General features: G+C 70.8%; 24 protein-coding genes. 6 read left to right on the top strand and 18 right to left on the bottom strand.

What is annotated here, in order from left to right:
- The first annotated feature begins 11 nt into the window (after window positions 1-11).
- Window positions 12-1487 carry a zinc-binding dehydrogenase gene (locus CP984_RS03110; RefSeq protein WP_398667572.1) on the top strand — a complete coding sequence of 492 codons (1476 nt, stop codon included), beginning with the start codon at window positions 12-14 and terminating at the stop codon, window positions 1485-1487.
- Between the two features lie 840 nt (window positions 1488-2327).
- On the opposite strand, the gene CP984_RS03115 is transcribed toward CP984_RS03110, so the two are convergent.
- From CP984_RS03115 to CP984_RS03195, 17 genes are all read right to left on the bottom strand, one after another.
- Entirely contained in the window at window positions 2328-3356 is a 1029-nt protein-coding gene (locus tag CP984_RS03115) for an MSCRAMM family protein (protein WP_030181339.1), read from the bottom strand.
- A gap of 139 nt (window positions 3357-3495) precedes the next feature.
- Window positions 3496-3975 (bottom strand): hypothetical protein, encoded by a 480-nt coding sequence (locus CP984_RS03120; RefSeq protein WP_003979424.1) that lies wholly within the window; start codon window positions 3973-3975, stop codon window positions 3496-3498.
- A gap of 30 nt (window positions 3976-4005) precedes the next feature.
- Window positions 4006-4878: a DUF317 domain-containing protein gene (locus tag CP984_RS03125; RefSeq protein WP_003979425.1), complete on the bottom strand. Its 873-nt coding sequence runs from the start codon at window positions 4876-4878 to the stop codon at window positions 4006-4008.
- Window positions 4875-6104: an ATP-grasp domain-containing protein gene (locus tag CP984_RS03130; RefSeq protein WP_003979426.1), complete on the bottom strand. Its 1230-nt coding sequence runs from the start codon at window positions 6102-6104 to the stop codon at window positions 4875-4877. Before CP984_RS03130 ends, CP984_RS03125 begins: the two co-directional genes overlap by 4 nt.
- Window positions 6105-6153: 49 nt before the next feature.
- Window positions 6154-6486 carry a hypothetical protein gene (locus CP984_RS03135; protein WP_086026173.1) on the bottom strand — a complete coding sequence of 111 codons (333 nt, stop codon included), beginning with the start codon at window positions 6484-6486 and terminating at the stop codon, window positions 6154-6156.
- Between the two features lie 4 nt (window positions 6487-6490).
- Window positions 6491-7714: an MFS transporter gene (locus tag CP984_RS03140; RefSeq protein ID WP_003979428.1), complete on the bottom strand. Its 1224-nt coding sequence runs from the start codon at window positions 7712-7714 to the stop codon at window positions 6491-6493.
- On the bottom strand, window positions 7711-8223 hold the full coding sequence (locus CP984_RS03145; protein ID WP_003979429.1) for a hypothetical protein: 513 nt from the start codon (window positions 8221-8223) through the stop codon (window positions 7711-7713). The genes CP984_RS03140 and CP984_RS03145 overlap by 4 nt, the downstream gene beginning before the upstream one ends.
- Window positions 8220-9053, bottom strand: coding sequence for a winged helix-turn-helix transcriptional regulator (locus CP984_RS03150; RefSeq protein WP_003979430.1), 834 nt, complete (start codon window positions 9051-9053; stop codon window positions 8220-8222). The genes CP984_RS03145 and CP984_RS03150 overlap by 4 nt, the downstream gene beginning before the upstream one ends.
- A 36-nt stretch (window positions 9054-9089) precedes the next feature.
- Window positions 9090-9485, bottom strand: a complete 396-nt coding sequence (locus tag CP984_RS03155) for a hypothetical protein (RefSeq protein ID WP_202479933.1) — start codon at window positions 9483-9485, stop codon at window positions 9090-9092.
- Between the two features lie 33 nt (window positions 9486-9518).
- On the bottom strand, window positions 9519-9962 hold the full coding sequence (locus CP984_RS03160) for a hypothetical protein (RefSeq protein WP_003979433.1): 444 nt from the start codon (window positions 9960-9962) through the stop codon (window positions 9519-9521).
- The gene (locus CP984_RS03165) at window positions 9959-10426 is read right to left on the bottom strand and encodes a hypothetical protein (RefSeq protein WP_003979434.1); all 468 of its coding nucleotides are present in this window, start codon (window positions 10424-10426) and stop codon (window positions 9959-9961) included. The genes CP984_RS03160 and CP984_RS03165 overlap by 4 nt, the downstream gene beginning before the upstream one ends.
- Before the next feature lie 69 nt (window positions 10427-10495).
- A complete protein-coding gene (locus CP984_RS03170) occupies window positions 10496-10843 on the bottom strand; it encodes an SH3 domain-containing protein (RefSeq protein ID WP_003979435.1) in 348 nt (115 codons plus the stop codon).
- 243 nt (window positions 10844-11086) lie between these two features.
- Window positions 11087-11872 carry a hypothetical protein gene (locus CP984_RS03175; protein WP_003979436.1) on the bottom strand — a complete coding sequence of 262 codons (786 nt, stop codon included), beginning with the start codon at window positions 11870-11872 and terminating at the stop codon, window positions 11087-11089.
- Window positions 11842-12543, bottom strand: a complete 702-nt coding sequence (locus CP984_RS03180) for a hypothetical protein (protein WP_003979437.1) — start codon at window positions 12541-12543, stop codon at window positions 11842-11844. The genes CP984_RS03175 and CP984_RS03180 overlap by 31 nt, the downstream gene beginning before the upstream one ends.
- 16 nt (window positions 12544-12559) lie before the next feature.
- Entirely contained in the window at window positions 12560-13039 is a 480-nt protein-coding gene (locus tag CP984_RS03185) for a hypothetical protein (protein ID WP_003979438.1), read from the bottom strand.
- Window positions 13036-13593, bottom strand: coding sequence for a DUF4913 domain-containing protein (locus CP984_RS03190; RefSeq protein ID WP_003979439.1), 558 nt, complete (start codon window positions 13591-13593; stop codon window positions 13036-13038). Before CP984_RS03190 ends, CP984_RS03185 begins: the two co-directional genes overlap by 4 nt.
- 249 nt (window positions 13594-13842) lie before the next feature.
- Window positions 13843-14598, bottom strand: a complete 756-nt coding sequence (locus tag CP984_RS03195; protein ID WP_003979440.1) for a DNA-methyltransferase — start codon at window positions 14596-14598, stop codon at window positions 13843-13845.
- Window positions 14599-15096: 498 nt separating this feature from the next.
- Between CP984_RS03195 and CP984_RS03200 the strand changes: the two genes are divergently transcribed.
- The 5 genes from CP984_RS03200 (at window position 15097) to CP984_RS03220 (ending at window position 20447) form a co-directional block, all read left to right on the top strand.
- Window positions 15097-16218 carry a C40 family peptidase gene (locus tag CP984_RS03200; RefSeq protein ID WP_003979441.1) on the top strand — a complete coding sequence of 374 codons (1122 nt, stop codon included), beginning with the start codon at window positions 15097-15099 and terminating at the stop codon, window positions 16216-16218.
- A gap of 317 nt (window positions 16219-16535) precedes the next feature.
- Window positions 16536-16853, top strand: a complete 318-nt coding sequence (locus CP984_RS03205; protein ID WP_030181320.1) for a DUF6112 family protein — start codon at window positions 16536-16538, stop codon at window positions 16851-16853.
- Window positions 16853-17521: a hypothetical protein gene (locus CP984_RS03210; protein WP_003979443.1), complete on the top strand. Its 669-nt coding sequence runs from the start codon at window positions 16853-16855 to the stop codon at window positions 17519-17521. The genes CP984_RS03205 and CP984_RS03210 overlap by 1 nt, the downstream gene beginning before the upstream one ends.
- A 15-nt stretch (window positions 17522-17536) precedes the next feature.
- A complete protein-coding gene (locus CP984_RS03215; RefSeq protein WP_003979444.1) occupies window positions 17537-18898 on the top strand; it encodes an SCO6881 family protein in 1362 nt (453 codons plus the stop codon).
- 76 nt (window positions 18899-18974) lie between these two features.
- The gene (locus CP984_RS03220; protein ID WP_003979445.1) at window positions 18975-20447 is read left to right on the top strand and encodes an SCO6880 family protein; all 1473 of its coding nucleotides are present in this window, start codon (window positions 18975-18977) and stop codon (window positions 20445-20447) included.
- 78 nt (window positions 20448-20525) lie between these two features.
- Here the strand turns inward: CP984_RS03220 and CP984_RS42570 are convergent, their stop codons facing one another.
- Window positions 20526-20660 carry a hypothetical protein gene (locus CP984_RS42570; protein ID WP_255304207.1) on the bottom strand — a complete coding sequence of 45 codons (135 nt, stop codon included), beginning with the start codon at window positions 20658-20660 and terminating at the stop codon, window positions 20526-20528.
- Window positions 20661-20787: the final 127 nt, after the last annotated feature.

Below are 20787 nucleotides of genomic sequence, written 5' to 3' on the forward strand. Positions count from 1 at the left end.
ACCAGGCCGCCATACTCCTGGACTGCCCGCCCGACCGCATCGACGCGCACACCCCCCTGCCCGCCCTGGGCATGGACTCCCTCATCACCGTCCGGCTGCGCAACCGCCTCCAGCAGACCCTGGGCATCCCGCTGCCCCGCAGCGTCCTGCACACCCGAGCGACCATCACCGCACTAGCCGACCACCTCAACGACCACCTGCCCCACCACCCCAGCACAGAACCGACACCCGCCCCGCAGCCTCACCCCACACCCCGCCCCGCCGCAGAAGCAGCCCCGGCACGCGCCCACACCACCCGGTCAGAACAGCCTCCACCACCCCACGCAGCCCCCGTGCACGGCCAGCCCACTGCGCAAGCTGGCCTGCCGGATCACACCAGCGTCTGGATCCTCGACCACCGTCCGGACGATCTGCTGGGCGACGCACACGTCCGGCTCGAACAGCGCCCGCTGCCGCACCTCGCCGAGGGGCAGGTGCTGATCCGCAACGCCTACATGTCGGTGCACACCTCCATGCTCGGCCGCATGCTGCCCACCCCCGCCGCCCAGTACTGCGGCGTCCGCGGCCCCCTCAACCCGACGTCCTCCTACCTGCCCTACGTCGTCGGGGAGGCCATGACCGGGCCTGCCATCGGCACCGTCCTTGCCTCCCGCACCCAGGACATCGCCCCCGGCGACCTGGTCCGCCACGATTTGGCCTGGCGCACCTACGCCGTTGCCGACGCCGCCGCCGTGGAAAAACTTCCCGACACCGGGCTGGACCCGACGGTGCACCTCGGTCCGCTGGGCCTCAATGGCCTGGCCGCCTACGGCGCCCTCAAGGACGGCGGGCACATCACCAACGGTGACACCGTGTTCGTCTCCGCCGCGGCCGGCGCGGTCGGCACCATCGCCGGGCAGATCGCCCGCCTCTACGGCGCCACCCGCATCATCGGCAGCACCGGCAGCCCTCACAAGGCCCGCACTCTCACCGACACCCTCGGCTTCGATGCCGTCCTCAACTACCGGCAGGGCGACCTCACCGACCAGCTCCGTGCCGCCGCCTCCGACGGCATCGACGTCTACTTCGACAACGTCGGCGGCGACCACCTCGCCGCCGCCCTCGACACCCTCAACCCCCACGGACGCATCCTGCTGTGCGGCCTGCACTCCCAATACACCCAAGGAGACATCCGCTGGCCCGACAACTTCCCTCTCGTCATCGGCAAAGCCCTCCACCTCACCGGCGTGAAAGTCTTCGACTACGCCCAGCAATTCCCGCAGTTCGCCACCGACATGACCACCTGGCTCACCACCGGGGCCCTGACCTGCCCCACCACCATCACCCCCAGCATCGACAACGCCTATCAGGCCCTCCAGAGCCTGAGCACCGGCAAGAACACCGGCCAAGCCCTCGTCGCCCTCCGCCCTGACCCCGCACCCACCTCATCCGCACGCCACACGAAAGCAGCGGGACTTCTCCCGGACAACCCGGTGCACCGCGGCTGATCGCCGGCTCGACCGGTGCGGTACGGCGTGCCGTCCCGCGGCAGGCACCAGGGCCGTGCGAGCAAAGACGAGCTTGGGCCAGTCGGCGTCGTCCTCCTGCGCCTCCCACCACTCGACGCCGGCAGTCACCAAGGAGTTCAGCCACACCCCGAGCGAGTACGTGTAGTCCCGGTACGAGCGCCACCCCAGATTCCGCCACCTCGCGGAACCGAGACACGCGTTCACCCGCAGGTCCGGCAGACCGCCCGGCCCGATGAAGAACCGCTGTCCTTCGAACCCCGCTATTACGCGGGGCCGCGAAACCAGCCGCGGAGTCACATCTCGTAACAGCTCTTCCAAGCCATCGGCATCGTGATCAGTGTCGTACCGATGCACTTGCCAGCATTGCGTACCGCTCGGGCCCTGTCCCACGAATGGAGCAACGACCCGCAGCAACAACGGTCACTCGATACAGAACGTCGGTCGCCTACCACCTGGCACGGCTGGAAGCAGCTGGAGCGATCAAGCGGGTGGGCCGCCGCCGGTTCTGCCGTCCGAACTGATACCAGCTTCCGACTCACACGCGGCGTCCTGAGATTTTGCGGCCCACGGACGCCGAGCCCTAAGGGGTCTCCGCGTACGAAGGCCCACGCAGGGCTGACCGGAAGCGGAGCACTGCTCTCGCCGCCTCCACGCCTGCCGAAGCTACGCGTGCGTGGACACCGCCACCCGTTCAGGCCAGCGCGTGTGGAGCGAGGATGGCAGCTCAAAGCGCACCGAGGCCCCAGAGAACTTCCGTTCTCTGGGGCCTCGGTGCGCTGCTGTTTACGGCTTCCGGCCGGGGGCTGAGGGTCTCGGTGCTTACCTGCCGTCGGTGGGTGCGGCGTCCTGCGAACGTCGTCGTCGGGCTGCGATGACGACGGCTGCGCCACCGGCGAGCAGAACCCCGGCGGTCCCCAGGAGCCAGGGGGTGGCATCGGCTCCGGTGTGGGCGAGTGATCCAGTTGCCTGTTGCGGGGTGGGGGTTGCGGAGGAGGGCGTCGGCGCCGCCGCGCCGGAAGCGCTCGCCTCGGGACGCGGCGTGGCCTGGTTCTGTTTCCCGGGCGTCCGCTCCGGCGCGGGCTTGGCCGGTGCCGTCGGCGTCGGGGCGGTCTCGGTCGGCGAGGGGGTGGGGGTCGGGTGGCGCTTCGGGGTGTCGGCGAGGGTGACCGTTTCCGACGCCCCGGGCTTGGCGGTGATCTTGGCTGGGGCGCTGTCCAGCTCGTACCCCGAGGGGGCCTTGGATTCGGTGATCTTGTAGGGGGTGCCGGTTCGGGTGGTAACGGGCAGTTGGACCGTGGCGGTGCCGTCCTTGCCCGTGGTCACCGTGACAGTCTTACCGCTGCTGTCGACCAGAGTGACGTTGACGATGGCTCCGGGAAGAGGTTTGCCGCTGCTCTTGTCGGTCTTCTTCACGGTCAGGTTCGCCGGCTTGAACGGGTCGATGACCGTCAGCGGCACGGCGGTGCCGGGGGTGACGATGACGTCCTGGTCAGCGGCGACGGTGTGCAGCGGGCTGCCGCTGTCGGTCTCCTTGAGCCGGTAGACGCCAGTGGAAAGGTCTTCGAAGGCCAGTCGCCCCTCGGCGTCCGTACGGCCGCTGGCGGCTTCCTTGCCGGCATCGTCGAGCAGGGTGAACGCGGCCCCCGCCATCCGGCCCCCGTCGGGGTCCTTCTTGAAGATCTTCACGCCGCCGGTCTCGGGCAGGTGCCGTACGGCGGGTGCGGAGGCGGACGAGGTCGGCTCGGGAGCGTGGGCCGCAGCGGCCGGAGCCCAGGCCAGGGGGCCTGCGACAGCAGCGGCAACGGTGATGGCTGCCGCTGTGGTACGGCGGGGTGAATGGATGTGCAAGAACGGGCTCCTGGGACGGGCGATCCGGCGATGGTGGGCGGGCGGAGGTGCATGGAGGGTTCAGCGAGTGCGGCCGAGCCTCGTACTGGGCGGTGGTTGGGTCACCGGCCGCTGCCGGGTGTGACGGCGCGGTCGGGGCTCAGCGGGAGCGGCCTCCTCTGTGGGTGGTCAGCGGGGCGGGCGTCTGGTGAGCCGTACGGCGCGGTGCGGCTGTCGTCCACGCACCGGGGAACCAGACGGCGGTGTACTGCTCAATGGCATCGCGCAGGCCGTTGGTGACGGCGCCCTCCCACGGTGGCTGGCCGGGGCGGTGGTATGTGTCGAATGTGCCGTACCCCTTGGTATTCGCGGGCGTGCCGTGGGCTTCGTCGCGACGGCGAAAGGTGCCGTGATCCGCGAAGCTGAGGGCCACCGCGTCGATCTCACCCCGGTCTGCGTGGAGAACCGTCAGGCGCAGGCCGCCGTAGGTATCCGCGTAGATGGTGCGGGTGAATTCGATCCGCAGTCGCAGCGGTGTTCCGGGGGTGGGAGTGGCGTAGTAGGTGTTGCCCACGACAGTGCTGTCGGTGAAGGGAAGGGATAGTTCGGCGAAGAACTCGGGGGCGTGCAGAGAGGCCAATGGGGCTTTCCAGTCGAGGTCACGTTGGCGTTATCGGCGTGGTCCGGGCAGAGCCGGTCGGCTGGTGGTGCTCCAGCGCGGGACGCTGGGTGCGGGAAGCGCGGCCGGGCGGCGGGATGCGGCGGCCCGCTGGACATCGAGCGGGGTGGGGGCCGGTGGTTGCGACGGGAGGATGGGGGTGAGCTGGGCCATGCCCTGGATGTAGCTGGAGGTGTCCTGTCGCCACCGGGGCAGCGGGGCCGGGTCGGCAACGCACTGGGTGACGGCGGTGAGCAGGGCGACGGGGGTATCGGTGCTGGCGGTCGCGTACCAGGTGGGCCGGTCGACGGATTCCCCGGCCCACAGCTGCCAGCGGGCGTCGCGCGTGCTCAGTTCGGCTTCCGGATCGAGGTCGCCGGTGGTGAACTCCAGTGCGGCATGGCCGTCCGGCGCCTGGACCGCGAAGACTCCCCAGCGGGGGCGGTCAACCTGCCAGCCCTGTGCGAGGAGAGGGACGACGGCGAGAAAGGGGTCGTGGTCGTCGGCCCCGGGAACCGGCCTGGCGAGGCAGGTGTCCGGCCCCTGTTCGTACGCCGCTGCCAGAGCGGTGGTGAAGGCGTGGACGAACTCAGTGGGGCAGCGGTCGTTGAAGCAGGCGCCCCAGGTCGGCTGCCCGAACGGATCCGTGTAGGCGTTGATGCGCCAGAGCCCGTCGTCCTCGCCTTCGGGGAGGTAGCCCAGGCGTATCCGTCGGTCGGGGGCGTGGACGTAGACGTTGCCGAGGTCGTCGTGCTGAAGGTCCCAGCCGAGGCCGAGGAGCGGGGCGAGGGCGGGGTCGCCGGTCCCCGTGGTGCTGGCGAGGTGGCGTGGGGAGACGTAGACGTCTCCGTCGATGTCGTGGCGCGGGTCGGGCTGGGGGCTCATCGGGCCGCCTGGGTGGTCAGGGTGATCTCGCCGGCGGCCGTGTCGAGGCGTGCGCTGACTTCGGCGGTGTCGCGGCCGGTGACGATGTAGAACCCGGCTCTGGCGGTGAACAGGTCGCCGTCGGGCGGCAGGAGGAGCCGGTCGCCGATCTGGCGGGTCCACTGCAGCTGCTCCAGCCAGGGGGTGCGGGCGGTGAACAGCTGGTTGACCTGCTGTTCGGTGAGGGTGCCGGAGGCGGCCGGGTAGAGCATGCGGATACCGGCGGCGCCTCGCCGGGTCGGGGTCAGGTCCGGACGGTGGCCGCAGGCGAGGTCGGCGGCGGCCTTCGGCAGGTCGATGCCGGTAGCGAGGCAGACGAGGTGGCCGATCAGGTCGCCGCCGAGCCGTGCGTTGACCTCGATCAAGCGGGGCCGGCCGTCGACCAGGCGGATCTCGACGTGCTGGACGCCATCGGTGATGCCCAGGGCTTTGATGGCGGCGGATGCGGCCGGGGCAACCAGGGCCAGGAGGGGATCGTCGGCGTCGACGGTGTGCCCCGTCTCAGAGAAGCGGGGAGCCGGGCCCAGGCTTTTGCGGGTGACGGCGACGGCGGTGGTCACACCGTGGTGGGTGACGCACTCGACCGAGATCTCCGGCCCGTCGAGGTACTGCTCGACCAGGACGGCGGTGTCCTCCCGGCTCCGGCTCGCGCCGGCCGAGGCGAACGCGAAGGCAGTGGGCAGCTCTTCGGGCCGGTCGACACGGATGACCCCGATGCTCCCGGCGAAGGCCGTGGGTTTCAGCACGGCGGGGTAGCCGACGGTCCTTGCCGCCAGTTCGGCCTCCGGCAGGAACCGGGCCGTCATCGCGGCGGCCGACGGTACCCCGTGGCGGGCGAACAGGTGGCGGGCGGTGGCCTTGTTGCGGCAGGCCCGCATCACCTCGGCGGAGTGCGCGGGCAGGCCGAGCGCCCGGGCGAGGCGAGCGGTGGCAACCAGATGCCACTCCGACCAGGTGACGACACCAGCGAGATCATGCCGTGCCGCCAAGGCCCGTCCGGCGGCGAGCAGGGCGCTGCTGTCGTGAAGGTCGGCGACGGCGTGGTCGACGATGTACGGCTTCTCCCACGACGGTTGGGCACCGGTGAGCAGGACCACGTCGTAGGAGGCGGCAACCTGCTCCAGACAGTAGCCGCGATTGCTCTGGTCACCGGGGTCGACAACGAGCACCTGGGGGCGTGCGGACAAGAAGGGCTTCTCCGAATCGGTGGGGCAGGGCGGAGGAACGGGCAGGAACTCAGGCGGCGCGGCGGCGCAGCTCGAAGGCGGTGGCCCACTCGGGGTGCGCGGTGATCAGCCGCCTGGCGTAGAGGGCGGTGAAGTTGTTGTTCAGCCCGGCCACGCCGTACGGGAGGTGTCGGCGCAGGTCTTCGAAGAGGTTCTCCAAGCCGATGCGGGTGGCGCCGGCGGCGAGTCGGCGGGCGGTCATGCGTTCCAGCTCGCGGTACACGTGCGGGTTCTGGGCGTCGAAGGCGAGGAACTGCTCGGTGATGGTGCGATTCCTCGCACGGATCGCTCCGGGGCTGGCAGGGGGCCCGGGGTTTTCTCCACAGGCTGGGGGCAACAGCATCGGGTCAGGTGCGCAGGGCGGAGTCGGTACGCAGGCGGACGAAGGCGAGAGTCAGGCCGACGGCCTGCAGTACGGCGCACCCGGTGAGAACGTGCGCAAGGGCGTCGGGCGGTGTGAGGGCGGTGAGCACGCCCGCGACGGGAAAGGGCAGCAGGAGGATGAGGATGGTCGCCGACAAGGTGCTGCCGAACCGGTCCGGGGGGATCAGGCGGGAGCGAAGCGTGCGCAGGACGACCGTCATGCCGCCGTCTGCGGCCATCAGCACCGCGACGAGGACCAGGTAGGAGAGGTAGTCGGGGGCCTGGGCGGCGGCCAGGCAAGTGAGCGAGGCAACAGCGGCGCAGGCGGCACCGACCGGCCACAGGCCGAGGCGGTCGATCACGACCCGGCAGACGGCGACGGCCAGAAGGGTGGACGCTGCGGCGGCGGACCAGACCAGGCCGACGGCGGTGGTGGACTGCCCGTAGTGGTTGACGACGATCACGGGGCCGGCGGCTTGGAAGAAGCCGACGGCGAGGTTGGAGAGCGCCAGGCCGGTAACCAGCCAGCCCAGCGCGGGCAGCGAGCGGATGGTACGCCAGCCGGTGAGCAGCCCTGCGTCCGTGCTGCTCTTTGGAGTGCGGGGCGACGGCGGGGTGCGCAGCACGAGCAGCGCGGTGAGCAGCGAGAGCACCGTAATCACGGTGAGCATCCAGGGCGGGCCGGCTAGCAGCAGCACGCCTGCGACCGCCGGGCCGGCCAGCGTCGCGGTCTGGTCGATCGCGAGCAGGACGGCCTGAACGCGGTGGGTCTGCGTTCCTGCCCGGCGGCCGACGGCGGCGCCAGCGGTCTCGGCCGCGATGTAGCTGCATTCGGTGAGCACCCCCGTGATGGTCGCGAGGGTCATCACCGTGACGCTCGCCACGGTGCCGGACGGCCAGAGGAAAAGGACGACCGCTCCGATGGCGACGGTCAGTGCACGGCCGAGGGAGGCCAGGAAGAAGACGACGGCGGCCCCGCGCCGGTCGACTATCGCGCCGGCCCATCCGAAGACGGCCAGTCTCGGTATCCACTCCAAAGCGAACGCCAGTCCCGTGAGCGCAGCGGAACGGGTGGTGGCCAGGACCAGCAGCGGAATGCCATGGGTGGCCATGGCGAACGCGAGGGCATCGGCCGTGCGCGGCAGGTAGATGCTGCGCAGCAGTCCTGCGGTGAGGCGGGAGTGCCGGGCAGCGGTGCGTCCGGTCACGCGGTCGGCTCGGCCGTGGCGAGCCGGGCGGCCTGCGGGTACGCGTCGAGCCACTGCCGCAGCAGGTCGCGCGGTCGCGCCAGGTCGGCGTCGGCCTGCGCACGGGGCTGTTGGTCGCCACGCCGCGGCCTGACGACCGTGGCGTGGTGGAGCGTGTCCGCCAGGAGGCTGAGGGTGTGCTGGACGCGGCTGGTGAAGTCCGAAACCCTGGTCGGGTAGGCGTAGCGCCGGGCCCACCGGGCGCACACGTCGTAGACGTCGGCGAGCTCCGCACCTGCCACGGTCAGGCCCAGCCCGGCGCCCGGACGCCCGCGGACGAGACCGAGGGTGCGGGCCGCGTCGGTGGACTGGCGCAGCTGGTGCACCGAGAGGTCGGCGAACGTGCGGGCCATCCCCCGCGGCGGGATCGGACCGTTGTCGTCGATTTCGGCAATCAGGCGGATCAAGGCAGGTGCGGACAGCATGGTGACGGTGTCCCGGAGCTTGGCCGTGGGGAAGGAGGCGGTCACCGGCGCGGACCTCCCGCCGCGAGGTCCGTCTTCGGATGGGCCGTCGTGGCGTGGGAAAACAGGTCACGGCCCTGCCAGGTGGTCTTCCCCGCTCGCACCGGCGCTGCCGGGGCGGGCAGGCGCGCCTGGTTGCTGACCCACCTCGTCGGAACGGTCACGGCGTTCGCGCGTCCCCAGACCGGGTGCTGGGCGGCCTGCGCGAGGGGCTGTCCGGCGGACCAGGCGGACAGGGCCCCGAAGACGGGCGCCAGGCTCTTTCCCGCCTCGGACAGTCGGTATGGCTGCCCGGTGCCGTCGGTGTCGACCAGGCCGTCGGCCACGAGCTGGCGCAGCGGCGGGTAGACGTTGGTCCCGTCGCTACTGGGCATGACGATGCGGGCCAGGGCCCGGCCGCTGACCTCTTCGCGGGACTTGAGCACCCACAGGATGGCGGTGGCGTGCCGGCGGGTGAGCAGGGTGAGGCTGTCCTCGATCTGCTCGATAGCGGGCAGCGGCCGGTCCGTCTTCTCCAGGTGCTCCTCGGCCCAGGTGACGACCAGCGGGAGTACCGGCAGCAGCGCGGCTCCGCGGTCGGTGTGGCCGTAGGTGACGTGCCGCGAGGTGTGCTCGGTGCGCTGGACCAGACCGGCATCGCACAGGGCCCGCAGCTTGGGGTGGAGCTGGCCGTTCTGCAGCCAGGGCATCTTGTCCGCTATCTGGCTGTAGCGCAGCGGCGGGCCGGAAAGGGCCAGCATGATCCGCACGTTCCATCGCGGAGTGATCATGGCGAGGGCCTCGGTGACCCGGGCAACGTCAGCGGCGGTGTCGGGAGGCAGACCGGTGGTGGCCAAGGGAGAAACTCCTGGGTGAATGAAGGGCCGCGGAGGTCAGCGGCTGCGGGCAGCGTTCGCTGCCGGGGCTGGAGCAGCGGGCACGGCGGGTTCGGTCGGCACGGGGGCGGGGGGCGCCTCAGGCGCGGCGACGCGGCCGAGGCTCTGGAGAACGCCGGAGGCCGCCTTGGCCTGCACGTCGCGGACGGCGACCGCTACAGCGAGCTGACGGGCGCAGTCGAGGACGTGCGATGCCTCGTGTGCGCCGATCTGCCGCTCGGGGCGGACAAGTTCGGTGAGGCGGTCGCGGTGGAAGGTGATGCTCTGCTCGGCGAATGCGAGGTCGTGGTGCATGGCGAGCAGGGCGGCGAGCATGCCGGGCGGCTGGCTCTGGGCGTGTGCTTTGAGTTCGGCCAGGGGCGTGCCGTACAGGTCTTGGATCCGTGCGGCCATCTCGGTGGATGTCAGGTGAGGCACTCGGGGCTTTCACGGTCGGCGGGCCCGGGCCGCCCCGGCACGCTGCGGTGCCGGGGCGGCCGGAGGCAAGGGGGTGATGACCGCCGGCTGCGCCGTGGGGGCGGGGCGAGGCTGCTGGCCGGGAGGCGGCATGGTGCGCAGCAGGTCACCGAGCGCGGCTCGGTAGCCGTTACGGGCATCGAGCGCGGCCTCCAGCCATTGCGCGTCCATGCGCAGGTCGTCGGCGGACAGGTCGTCCATGTCGCGCCCGGCCGCCGTGGCGTCGTGCACGCGCTCACGCACCCGGTTGACCTGCTCCTCAGCCATGGCGAGGAACGAACGCAGCTCGATGGCACGGATCAACGCGGCAGAGGCGTCCGGCCCTGTTGCGGTCGCGTACAGCTCGGCGACCGGGGCGGAGAAACTCTCCTGCAGCCGGCCGTCCAGAGTGCTGGGCTTGAGCTGGACGCTCACCGGCGAACCCCTCGCCCAGCTCCTGGGTTCGAGGCAGTCGCTGCCCGGGTGGGTGGGCTGGTCTGCACGGCCGGGCTCCTGCGGGCCCTGCGGTTGAGGCGGGCCAGCCGCTCGGCGGCCAGATCCTGCTTCTCCGGGACGGCGGGGTCGAGGAGCCATCGCACGACCATGGCCCGCCCGTCCCTCGCGGTCACGGCCGTATTCACTCGGTGCGCCTTTTCCATGGCCGGGTCGTCGAGTTCGTCCGGCTGCGATTCGAGCACGGCGACAAGTTCGTCCTCGGCCTTTTCCAGTAGCTTCTGGGACTCGGCGAGCTTGCCGTGCCAGTGCACGATCTCGGTGGCCTCACGGTTGGCCTGCGGAGCCGCCGTGACGGCTCTTTGGAGTTCGGCGAAGCTCATATCGAAGCGGGCCTCGATCTGCTCGGTGATGACGCCCATGACGTCGTCAGCACCATCAGGCACAACGAATTCCTTTCCTTAGCGAGAGTTCCGTGAGGCGGCGCAGCAGCCGTGAGAGCCCGGCAGGCCCTGTCAGTGGAGACAGGTGTAGACGGTCGGGTACACGTAGGTGCCGGAAACCCAGCCCGTTACGCCGGTGGTCTTGTCCGTGATGTAGACCCACGAACCGGTCTTCGTCGTCTTGTGGACGGTGAACTTGTGGGTCTTGTAGAGGGTGCCGAGTGCTGTGGAATTCGTCGTCGCCTTCGAGCGGATGGTGACCGCACTGGCGTCGTGGATCTGGTACGGCCCGGTCTTGTTGCACGCGCTGGAGGCAGTGACGGTGGCCGGGGCTGCGGCGTTGGCCGTCGCCGCGGTGACAGCAGGCAGCGCGACGGCTGCGGTTACAGCCGCGGCGGCAGCAATGCGGGAAATTCGCAAGGAAGTCTTCCTAACAGGTGAAAAAGCTGCAGGCGGAGAGGGTCTCCGGAGTGCGAGCGATTCGGTCAAGGCACGGGCGGACGTCACGGCGGGCGCATGCGAAAGAAACCCCTTTGAAAGGCGAAGGTGTGGAGGGGTGACCGCAGTTGTCGTCCCTGCGGCCCTATAAGAGTCCGGAGATTCGCCGGTTTGGCCAACCGGCGATCGTCGGCTATGTTTCGCCGCGCCTGCGGGCGGTGATACTCAGCGCGACCGGCCCGGCGGGCGCGCAACAGGTGCTTTTGGCGGACTGGCCGGGCGGGTAATCGACGCGGCAGAGCGGACCGGCGGAAGGGGACCGGCTGTTCCCATGAGCCGGTCGTCGCACCACTGCAGAGCGTCGTGGACCGTGGCGAAGCCGCCTTCGCGCAGCGTGTGGGTCCACGCGGTGGGGTCAACCTCCTCGACCACGACACGGAACGGAGACGTGAGGCGTCCGTCGAGGGCGCGCAGGGCCACCACGGTGACCCAGTCGTTCGGGTCGTCGCGGGTGTAGGAGAAGCCCATCGCGAAGTGGTCTCCGTCGCCCGCCAGGCGCCGTTCCAGTGCCCGCGTCGGCTCGTCCGCCGGCGCATGGCCCAGCCCGGGATCGAGGCCGATGGCGTCGGGAGGGCAGCCGCGGTGGATGAGCCAGGACTGTGCCATCGCAGGCAGCGGCAGCTCAGCACGCTCATAATCGAACGACCGCTTCTCGTGGTCCCGTTTCAGGTGCAGTGCCATGTACTGGGGAACGCCTGGGTGGTCGAAGGTGGCTGAGCGGTCGAACAGGACGTAGAAGCTGTGGACGCCGTCGGCGGTGTGATGCTCAGCGAACGGAACGAGCATGTCGGCTTCTATCTCGACCTGGAGCCAGAACGCCTCGGCGGTCTGCTCGTCGGCATCAAAGCCGTCCAGCCGGAGGTCGAGTTCGGGCGGGGGCGTCGATTCAGGAGAGGGCAACAGGGCCTTTCGGTCGAGGGTCAGCGTCGGCGCGCTGGGGTGGAGGGCCACGCCCCGGGCCGGGCTGCCGTCTTTGACACCTGGTTCGCGGCCGTCCGGTGCACGGTGGTCAGCGCGGCGCATCCGGCCTCGGTCAAGACGACCGGTTGGCCGGCGTGAACGGGGTGGCTGGTGTCCCGGGAGACCAGGCCGGCGCCTTCCAGCCGCTGCAGCTCGGCGTGCGGGATGCGGGTGCCGGAGGCCGTGGTCACCGCCATCCGGCCGGTCAGGAGATGCTCGTAGAGCTTGGCTCCACCAGCGATGGCGAGCAGTGCCGCCCGGTCGGCGGCCGAGGTCTGTTCCCGCCGGGGTGCCGGTGGCGTGGCGGTCGCGGCCTCGATTGGTTCCAGGGCCGCAAGCACCCGGCGGGCGGCGGTGTCGCGAATGTCGGCGGCCTCCTCCAGCTGGTCCACGGTGCGGTCGATGCGCTCGAACAGGGCTCCGTCGACGGGGAACTCGCCGCTGGACAGGCGGTGGAGGAGAGTGCGGTAGAAGGTCACGCCGGTCTCGGCCTGGGCCAGCTCGCGATGCTGGTCGACGAGCCGGGCATGGGGTTCGTCGAGGAGGCTGCGGTCGCGATGGGTCCACAGGGTGTCGATGTCATGGCCGGTGGCGGCCTCGACGCGATGGTCGAGCGGGGAGACCGCACGCTGGGCTGCTGCCGGGGCGGGATCATCGCGCATAGGCGGCTCCAGATGCTTAACGGGTCTGAGGGCGGGCAGCGTTGTGCGCGGGCCGCGGGAGGCCCGGCATGGCAGAGGGCAAGGGGCGCGGTGCCGGATTGCCGGTGGTCAGCTGCGGAGAGCGGGCGCGGGCCGCGTGGGTACGGGCGCTCAGCGGTCGGCGATTCATTCCCAGGCGGCGGCCGACCTCGTCGTAGACGTCGTTGCCGGCCCGCGGCCGGACCGCCACGACATGGATCTCCCGCTGGTGCGCGGACATCTCGGGTGCCGGACGCACGCCGTAGACGACGCGCCAGTCCTTGCGGGAATCCACGAACAGCTTGCGGTAGCCCTCCAAGTCGCCGGTGAGCCGCAGCCCGAAGCGCTCGGCGTTCACCACTTCCTGCAGGTAGGCCAGGGTGAGGTCGCGGACGTCGCCGGGGGCCTGGAGGAGATCCGTCAGCGCGCGGGGGTCGAAACTCAGGCCGAAGGCCGGCCGCCGCTCGCCCCCGTTCACGCCGCCTGCTCGGACGGCTCACCGCTCCCGGAGGGCTTGGCGTCGCTCGTCGTCACCTTCTCCGTACGGGCGGAGGGCGGCGGGCCGGGCAGGATGCGGTGGGCGGGCCGCTCCGGGGACGTCATACAGGCCGACAGCGGCCCGCCGGGCGCGCGGATCGCCGCGATGGCGTGCGTCAGGAAGTCCCGGTGCCACACGAACAGGCCGGACAGGCCCGCCTCGGGGTCCTTGTGCTGCTGGTAGGCCAGCCACAGGGCGTGCAGCCACGCCACAACGTCGTCATGCTCCTGCCACTGCAGGCACCAGGGCGCCGCCGTGGTGACCTCCGCCCCGTAGACGGGCAGGAGGAAGTCGTCGACCCAGTCCGACAGCGCGTCGAGTTCGTCCTCGCGTTCCTCGCCGTCCAGCTCCAGAATCGGGCGCGGCTCCGGTGGCGCTGCCGGAGGAGGTCCGCCGAAGCCCGGCATGCCGAACGCCGCGAACGGCGATCCGCCGGGGGCAGGTGCGGAGGCCAGCTGGTCGAGCTGCTGCGCCTGCTGCGCCGACTGATCCATCAGCCGCCGGACGCTGGCCTCTATCCCCTCCAGATGGGAATCGGAGACCCTGACCGGCTCCAAATCCCCATCGGGTGCGGGCTCTACTGGTTCGGACATAAAGAGGGCCTCCTAGAAGGCTGAGAAGTGGGCAAGCGGGAGCGGTTACGTGCAGACCGCCCGTCCGGCCACCCAGGCGGTGTGGCGGAGCGCTGCCCGGGGCCGGGAGGTGACGCTGATTCCCGCCCGAGCAGTGGGGAAGTTATGGCATCAGGTGGTGAGAGCCACGTCGTCCTGGGTGAGAGTTTCGCGCACCGTCTCGGTGAGGCGGTCGGCCGCAATGGACGCATAGTGTTCGGTCTTCTCCACACCGATGAAATCCCTTCCTTCGAGAAGGGCGGCGACGCCGGTGGAACCGGAGCCGGCGCAGAAGTCGAGCACTGTGCCGCCTTCAGGGCTGATCTTGACCAGCTCCCGCATCACCTCGACCGGCTTTTGCGTGATGTGCTGGCGCTTCACCCCCGACGGCTGCGAGGCCGAATACAGGCCGGGCAGGTAGACCGGGTTCCGGGAGCCGTCGATCGCCCCCTTCGACGCCCAGACGATGAACTCGCACGACTGCTTGAACCTGCCCTTTTGCGGGCGGACCTGCGGCTTGTTCCACGCCAGCACCCCTCGCCACAGCCAGCCGGCCGCCTGGATCGCGTCCGTGGTGACGGGAAGCTGACGCCAGTCGGTGAACAGCAGCGCGGTACCCCCGGTGCGGGTGAGCCGGTGGGCTTCGGTCATGATCTGCGTCAGCCAGAAGGCATAGCTGCGCTGGTCCATGTTCTCGCCGGTGAAGTCGCCGAGGGAGTGCTTGGCGTCGGTGGAGGTGTACTTCTGCTTCGCCGAGCGGCTGGTGCGTTCCTTCGCGGTCCTCCCGCCGCTGTTGTACGGCGGGTCGGTGATCACGGAGTCGACGCAGCCGTCCGGAAGGCCGGCGAGGACGCCGAGGGCATCGCCCTGGTGCAGGGAAAAAGGCAAAGAGAAACCCCGATTCGGGTGTGGAAGCACAAAGGGAACTACCCGTCTCGCACGTGAACCCCAGCGGGCCGGAAAGGGGCACACAGAAGCCCGGGGCCGCAGACCGAGGGACGAGGGGAGTTCCAAAACTGTAGGGGCGAGTTCGCCGACGACCAAGAAGTGTGTTGCCGAGGGGCTGGATTCCGGCACCTCACGCGGACTTTTTGGTCAACCGCCGATCCGGCCCTACTGTTTTTGAACCGCCCGGCGCACCCCGCCGCTGGATTCCCCACCCGGCCTCGCGCAGAGTCCCTCTGCCCTGGCACACCGGGCTGCCCACGCCCAGTGAGCGGCACCTCGCCCGCAGCGGCCCCTTCAGAACACCCGCCCGGCCGCCGATTCCCTTGCACCACTCGGTGCATATACGGCTCGTCGGGCATCACACTCCAAGGACGCCTGCATGACCACGCGTTACCCACCCCTGCCCGAGAACCGTGACCGGCGAGCGGGCCCCTCGGGTTGAAAGCGCTCGCCGCCGGCATCGGCGTCGTCGTCCTCTCTCCGTTTCTCCTCGGCGGCGCGGCCATGATGATGGCCAGCTCCAGCCAAGCCGCCACCAGCACCAGCGCCACCAGCCCGTGCTTCCCCGGTCTGGACACCGGCAAGGTCACCGAGCAGGTGACCAAGATCCTGGACGGTGCCAACGCCTCCACCATCCGGATCAAGGGCCTGGACCTGCCCGGTGAGCAGGTCCCGAATGCCCAGACCATCGTCGCCACCGGCATCAGCCTCAAGGTGCCCCGGCGCGGGCATATCGTCGCGCTGGCCACCGCGATGCAGGAGAGCCGGCTGCGCAACCTCAGCAGCGGCGACCGCGACTCGCTCGGGCTGTTCCAGCAGCGCCCCAGCCAGGGCTGGGGCACCGCCGCCCATATCCGCGACCCCGTCTACGCGAGCGAACGGTTCTACAAGGCACTGCTCAAGGTCAAAGGCTGGCAGCAGATGACCGTCCCGCAGGCCGCGCAGGCCGTACAGAAGTCCGGCTACCCGGATGCCTATGCCCAGTGGGAGCAGCTGAGCACCGCGCTGCAGAAGGCCATCGCCGCAACCTTCCCCGGCGGCGGCAAGGAAAGCGGCGCCGCTGGCGCCAAGCCGCCGTCCACGGCTTCCGGCTGCGGCACTGCGAGCGACGGCTCGTCGTTCGGGAACATCCCCGAGGGAAAGGTCCCGAAGGGGTACACGATCCCGAAGGACACCGACCCACGGGCCCGCAAAGCGATCACCTGGGCGATGCAGCAGCTCGGGACGATGTACCAGTGGGGCGGCCAGTGCACCGCTCCCCGGGGCGCGGACCCGATGGGCCGCTGCGACTGCAGTTCGCTGATGCAGCAGGCATACCAGCACGTCGGCGTCGCCCTGGACCGGGTGACCCAGGACCAGGTCCGCAACGGCAAAGCCGTCTCCACGAAGACGCTTAAGCCGGGTGATCTGGTGTTCAGCCGCGGAAGCGCCGCCGCCCCCGAGCACGTCGCGATGTACCTCGGCGACGGCTTGGTCATCGAAGCCCCGCGCACCGGCAAGCCGGTCCGGATCGTGCCGATCAAGAGCATGGCTGTCCTCGCCGCCCGCCGCGTCGTCTGACCCCGGTCCCTTCTTGCGCGAGCCCGGCTCATGTTGTCATGCGCGCCGACAACTTGGCGGTTTTGAGCCGCGCCCGAGAGCTTCTGCCTTCGCGGACGCCAGCTCCGCTCCCGCCCGGCAACCTGCTTCTTCGGCAGGTGGCCCATGGCCGCAGGGCGACACCCGGCGTCCAACCGGTTGCCCCTCGTACGCGCGCCCGCCCGGTACGTCCGGCCGGAACCTGCACCCCTTCCTCGCGCCGCTCGCGCGCCCCTCCCCCTTCTTCTCACCTTCCTGTCCGCCGGGCCCCGTTGCCCTGCGCACGCAAGGAGCCCGCCATCCCCGTGTCACCACTCGCCGACCGCGTCGTCCAGCTCGCCTTCGACCCGGGCATCTCCCCCAAGGGCGGCGGCCTGCCCGGCCTGGCCGTCCTGAAGAACGTCGTCAACTCGATCAATTTGTTCGGCATCATCGCCGTCGTCGGGGCCCTCGCCGTCAGCCTCGGGGTCTGGGCCTGGGGCCACCACACCGGCGGCCACCAGGCCGAAGCCAACGGCAAGAAGGGCGCCACCGTCGCCGCCGGCGCCGCCCTCGGCCTCGGCGCCGCCAACGGCCTCGTGGCCTTCTTCTCGGCCCTGGGCTCGCAGGTCCACTGATGCGCAACCGATTCTTCCGCTATGGCGGCGGCTGGCCGCCCAACCGCCGCATCGCCCTGCTGGCGATCGGGCTGACGTGCCTGCTGGCCCTCGCTGCCGCGACCGCCTTCTTCACCGGCCGAGGCGAGGAGCACAGCGCCCCCTCTAGCGCACCGTCCCCGGCGCCGAGCTCCGAGCCGCCCGCGAAGGGCCCGGACACCGGGGCCGGCCCGGTGGCCCGCCCGCCGCGGATCTCCGATCCGGTCCAGTTCGCCAAGGCCGCCGCCACGATGCTCTGGACGTACGACACCCGCACCACCAGCCACGACCAGCAGTCCGCCGGCATGCAGGCGTGGATGACGAAGGAGGGCCAGTACAACGACTGGGCCTCGGTCTCCGCGCAAGTGCCCGACCCGCTCCTGTGGTCGCGGATGGCCGACCAGAAGCAGCACGCCGGCGCCACCGTCGCCGAGGCCCACTACCCGGCCGCCTTCAAACAGGCCCTGGCGGAGAACCCCTCGGAGATCGCCAAGGCGTACATCTACGCCGTCACCGTCACCGGCAAGCAGACCATCACCTGGGCCAAGGGCGGCAGCGGAGCCGAAGACCGCTCTATCACCCTCGCCGTGCAATGCCGCCCGTCCCACGACTGCTCGCTGGTCGCCATCGCCCCGCGCGTCGCGCCCTGACCGAAAGGAGTCCCCATGGGGTTTTGTGACCTCCCCCTCGCGGACAAGGTCTGCGCCGTCGGCGAGGCCGTGGACTTCGCCTCCGACCCGGGCAAGGCCATCGGCGACTGGCTCGCGAAGTCCGCGGGCGAACTCGCCGCTGCCGCCGCCGACCTGGCGGCCAAAGCCGTCGACACCACCACCAAGGTCGACCTCAACGCGACCTGGTTCCGCGACAACTACGAGACGATCCTGCCCATCGGCCTCGTCCTGCTGGTCGCCACATTCTGCGCCCAGCTCACCCGCGCGGCAGTCCGGCGCGACGGACAGGCCCTGAGCCAGGCGCTCACCGGCACCATATCCGGCGTCATCTTCGCCTTCGCCGCGATCGCCCTGACCACCGTCGCCATCGAAGTGGTCGACGCCCTGTCCGCCGGACTGCTCAAAGCCGCAAATTTGAACATCGAGTCCGCGGTGCGCCGCATCGTCAAGGTCGGCCAGCTCACCTCCCTGTCGGGCCTCGGGTGGCTCGTGATGGTCTTCACCGGACTCGGGGTCGCCATCGGCGCCATCCTCTACTGGTGCGTCATGATGGTCAGAAAGGTCGGCATTCTCGTCATGGTCACCCTGGCGGTCTTCGCCGGGGCCGGCGGCGGCTGGGAAGCCGCCCGCCGCTGGCGCAAGGGCTGGATCGAAGCCACCGCCACCCTGGTGGCCAGCAAGCTGTTGATGACGATCATCTTCGTGCTCGGTATCTCCGCGATGGGCAAGACCGAGGCCAAGGACGGCCTGGCCGCACTCGCCGACGTCCTCGCCGGCATCGTGATCATGGCTTTGATTCTGCTGTGCCCGTACATGACCTTCAAGTTCGTCCACTGGGCTGCCGAGGGCAGCGACGGAGAGACGCTGCACCGTGCCGGCGGAGCCGGTGCCCAGCTCGCCAAGCAGCACACCGAGCGCGCCGGGAAGAAGGCCGCCTCCGCCGCAGCGACTGCCGGGACGGGCGGCGCCGCAGCCGGAGCCGGAGCGGAAGCCGCCCCGCAGGGACCGGACGGCGGCTTCCCCGGCGACATCGCCTCCGCCTCCTCCGGCGGAGACAAGAACAGTTCGAACGCAGGCTCCGGCGTCTCGCCCGGTGGCGATGCCGCCAAGACCGGCCTGGAGAAGACCGTCCAGCCGCCGCCGACCAGTGTCAAGGACGACACCAGCGGCCAGCCGGGCGGCAGCCCGGGGCCGGGTGGCTCCGGACAGGGCGCCGCACAAGGCCAGGCCGGCGGGTGGCAGTCCAGCCCGCCGACCACGTCCCCGCCGCCGCAGGGCGCCCCGCCGTCCACCGGAATGCAGGACACCGGCACCACCGGTCCGGCCTCACCGCCGCCTCCCCCGGCCGGCCTCTGATCACCTGCCCGACTCCTGGGGGCGGGAGGCACCTGCCTCCCGCCCCCGGGCCCGCGCCTCCAGGAACACGCCCCTCTTGTCCGATCCAGCCACCGCCCCCCTCACGGTGAAGTTCCCGCACCGGAGCCGCCGCGGCATCCTTCTCGGGCTCACCATCCCCCAACTCGTTCTCCTGTCCTCAGCCCTGGCGCTTGCGCTGGTAACGGTTGTCTCCACCGGGCTGCTCGGCATCCTTGCCCTGGCGCCCGTGTGGGCGGCGGTCACCGCGCTGATAGCGATCCGCCGGCATGGCCGGTCCCTGATCGACTGGGCACCGGTCGTCGCCCGCTACGCGCACCGCCGCCGCACCGGGCAGACCCTGTGGCTCGCCCGGCCCGTCACCCGCCCCCGCCAGGACGGCGTCCTGCACCTGCCCGGAACCGCCGCCTCCCTCAAGGTGGTCACCCCCGGCGACTCCGCCACGGACGCCGCGGCCGTCCACGACCCGCACCAGCAGACGCTCACCGCCATCGCCCGCGTCTCCTCCCGGGCCTTCGTCCTGCTCGATGCAGCCACCCAGAACCACAACGTCAACGGCTGGGGCCGGGCGCTCGCCGGCCTCGCCCGCACCGGGCAGGTGGCCACCGTGCAGGTCCTGGAGCGCACCGTGCCCGACTCCGGCGACACCCTCGCCCGGCACTGGGCCCAGCACGGCCGGCCCGAGACCCCGGTCGCCGGACAGGTTTACTCCGAACTGGTCGCCGCCGCCGGACCCGCCGCAGCCCCCCATGAGACGTACCTCGCGATCTCCCTGGACCTCAAGGCCGCCCGGCGCCTGATAACGCAGGCGGGCGGCGGGCTGCCCGGAGCGTTCACCGTCATGCAGCAGACCACCGCGAGCGTCGCCCAGGCCGCCCGCAACGCCGGACTGACGGTCACCGGGTGGCTCAGCGCCCGGGAGGTCGCCGCCGTCATCCGTACCGCCTACGACCCCCAAGCCCTCTCTGCTGTGCAGCAGTGGTCCGAGACCGGGCGGGCGGAAGCCGACCCGGCCGCCGCCGGCCCCGTCGTCCAGGTCGAAGAGTACGACCGCCTGGCCACCGACAGCGCGCGGCACGCGACCTACTGGGTGGAGAACTGGCCGCGGACCGAGATGGGCGCCGGGTTCCTGCACGGGCTGATGTTCACCGCCGGGGTCCGCCGCAGCCTCTCCCTCATCTACGTACCCCAGGCCCTGGAATCCGCGCTGCGCGACGTCCAGCGCAAGAAGGCCCAGATCGTCGCGGACGCCAGCGAGCGCGCCCGGCGCGGCCAGGTCGACAACGAAGCGGACTCCGTCGAGTACGCCGACGTCAAGCAGCGCGAGCGGCAGCTGATCGCCGGGCACGCCGACGTCGCCCTGACCGGCCTGGTCACCGTCACCGCCGAAACCGACGCCCTCCTCGACGCCGCCTGCGCGCAGATCGAGACCGCCGCCGTCACCGCCGGCGTCGATCTGCGCCGCCTGAACTACCAGCAGCCCGACGCCTTCGCCGTCGCCGCGCTGCCCCTCGCCCGCACCACCTTGTAACCGGAGGCCGACCTGCCCCCCTCCCCGCACCCGACCGACGCCCTGAACGAGCTGCTGGCCGAACTCAAAGAGCTGCAGCTACGCCACCAACAGCGCCTGGACGCCTACCGCGACGCCGAAGGCGAGGTCATCGAGGAACAGCGCGCCGCCTACGAAGAGGAACGCGAAAACACGGCCGTCGAGGCCAGCGACCGGCTCGACACCGTCATCCACCGGCTGGAGACGCTGGCCACCGCCCCGGGCCGCCTGCCCGCTCGGCCCGCCGCCCCCGCACCGCGCCGCTCCCGCTGACACGGCACCCCAGTGCCACCAGCGCACCGGCCGTCACCGCCTGCCCCAC

It is taken from the genome of Streptomyces rimosus, from assembly GCF_008704655.1.
Lineage (GTDB): Bacteria > Actinomycetota > Actinomycetes > Streptomycetales > Streptomycetaceae > Streptomyces > Streptomyces rimosus.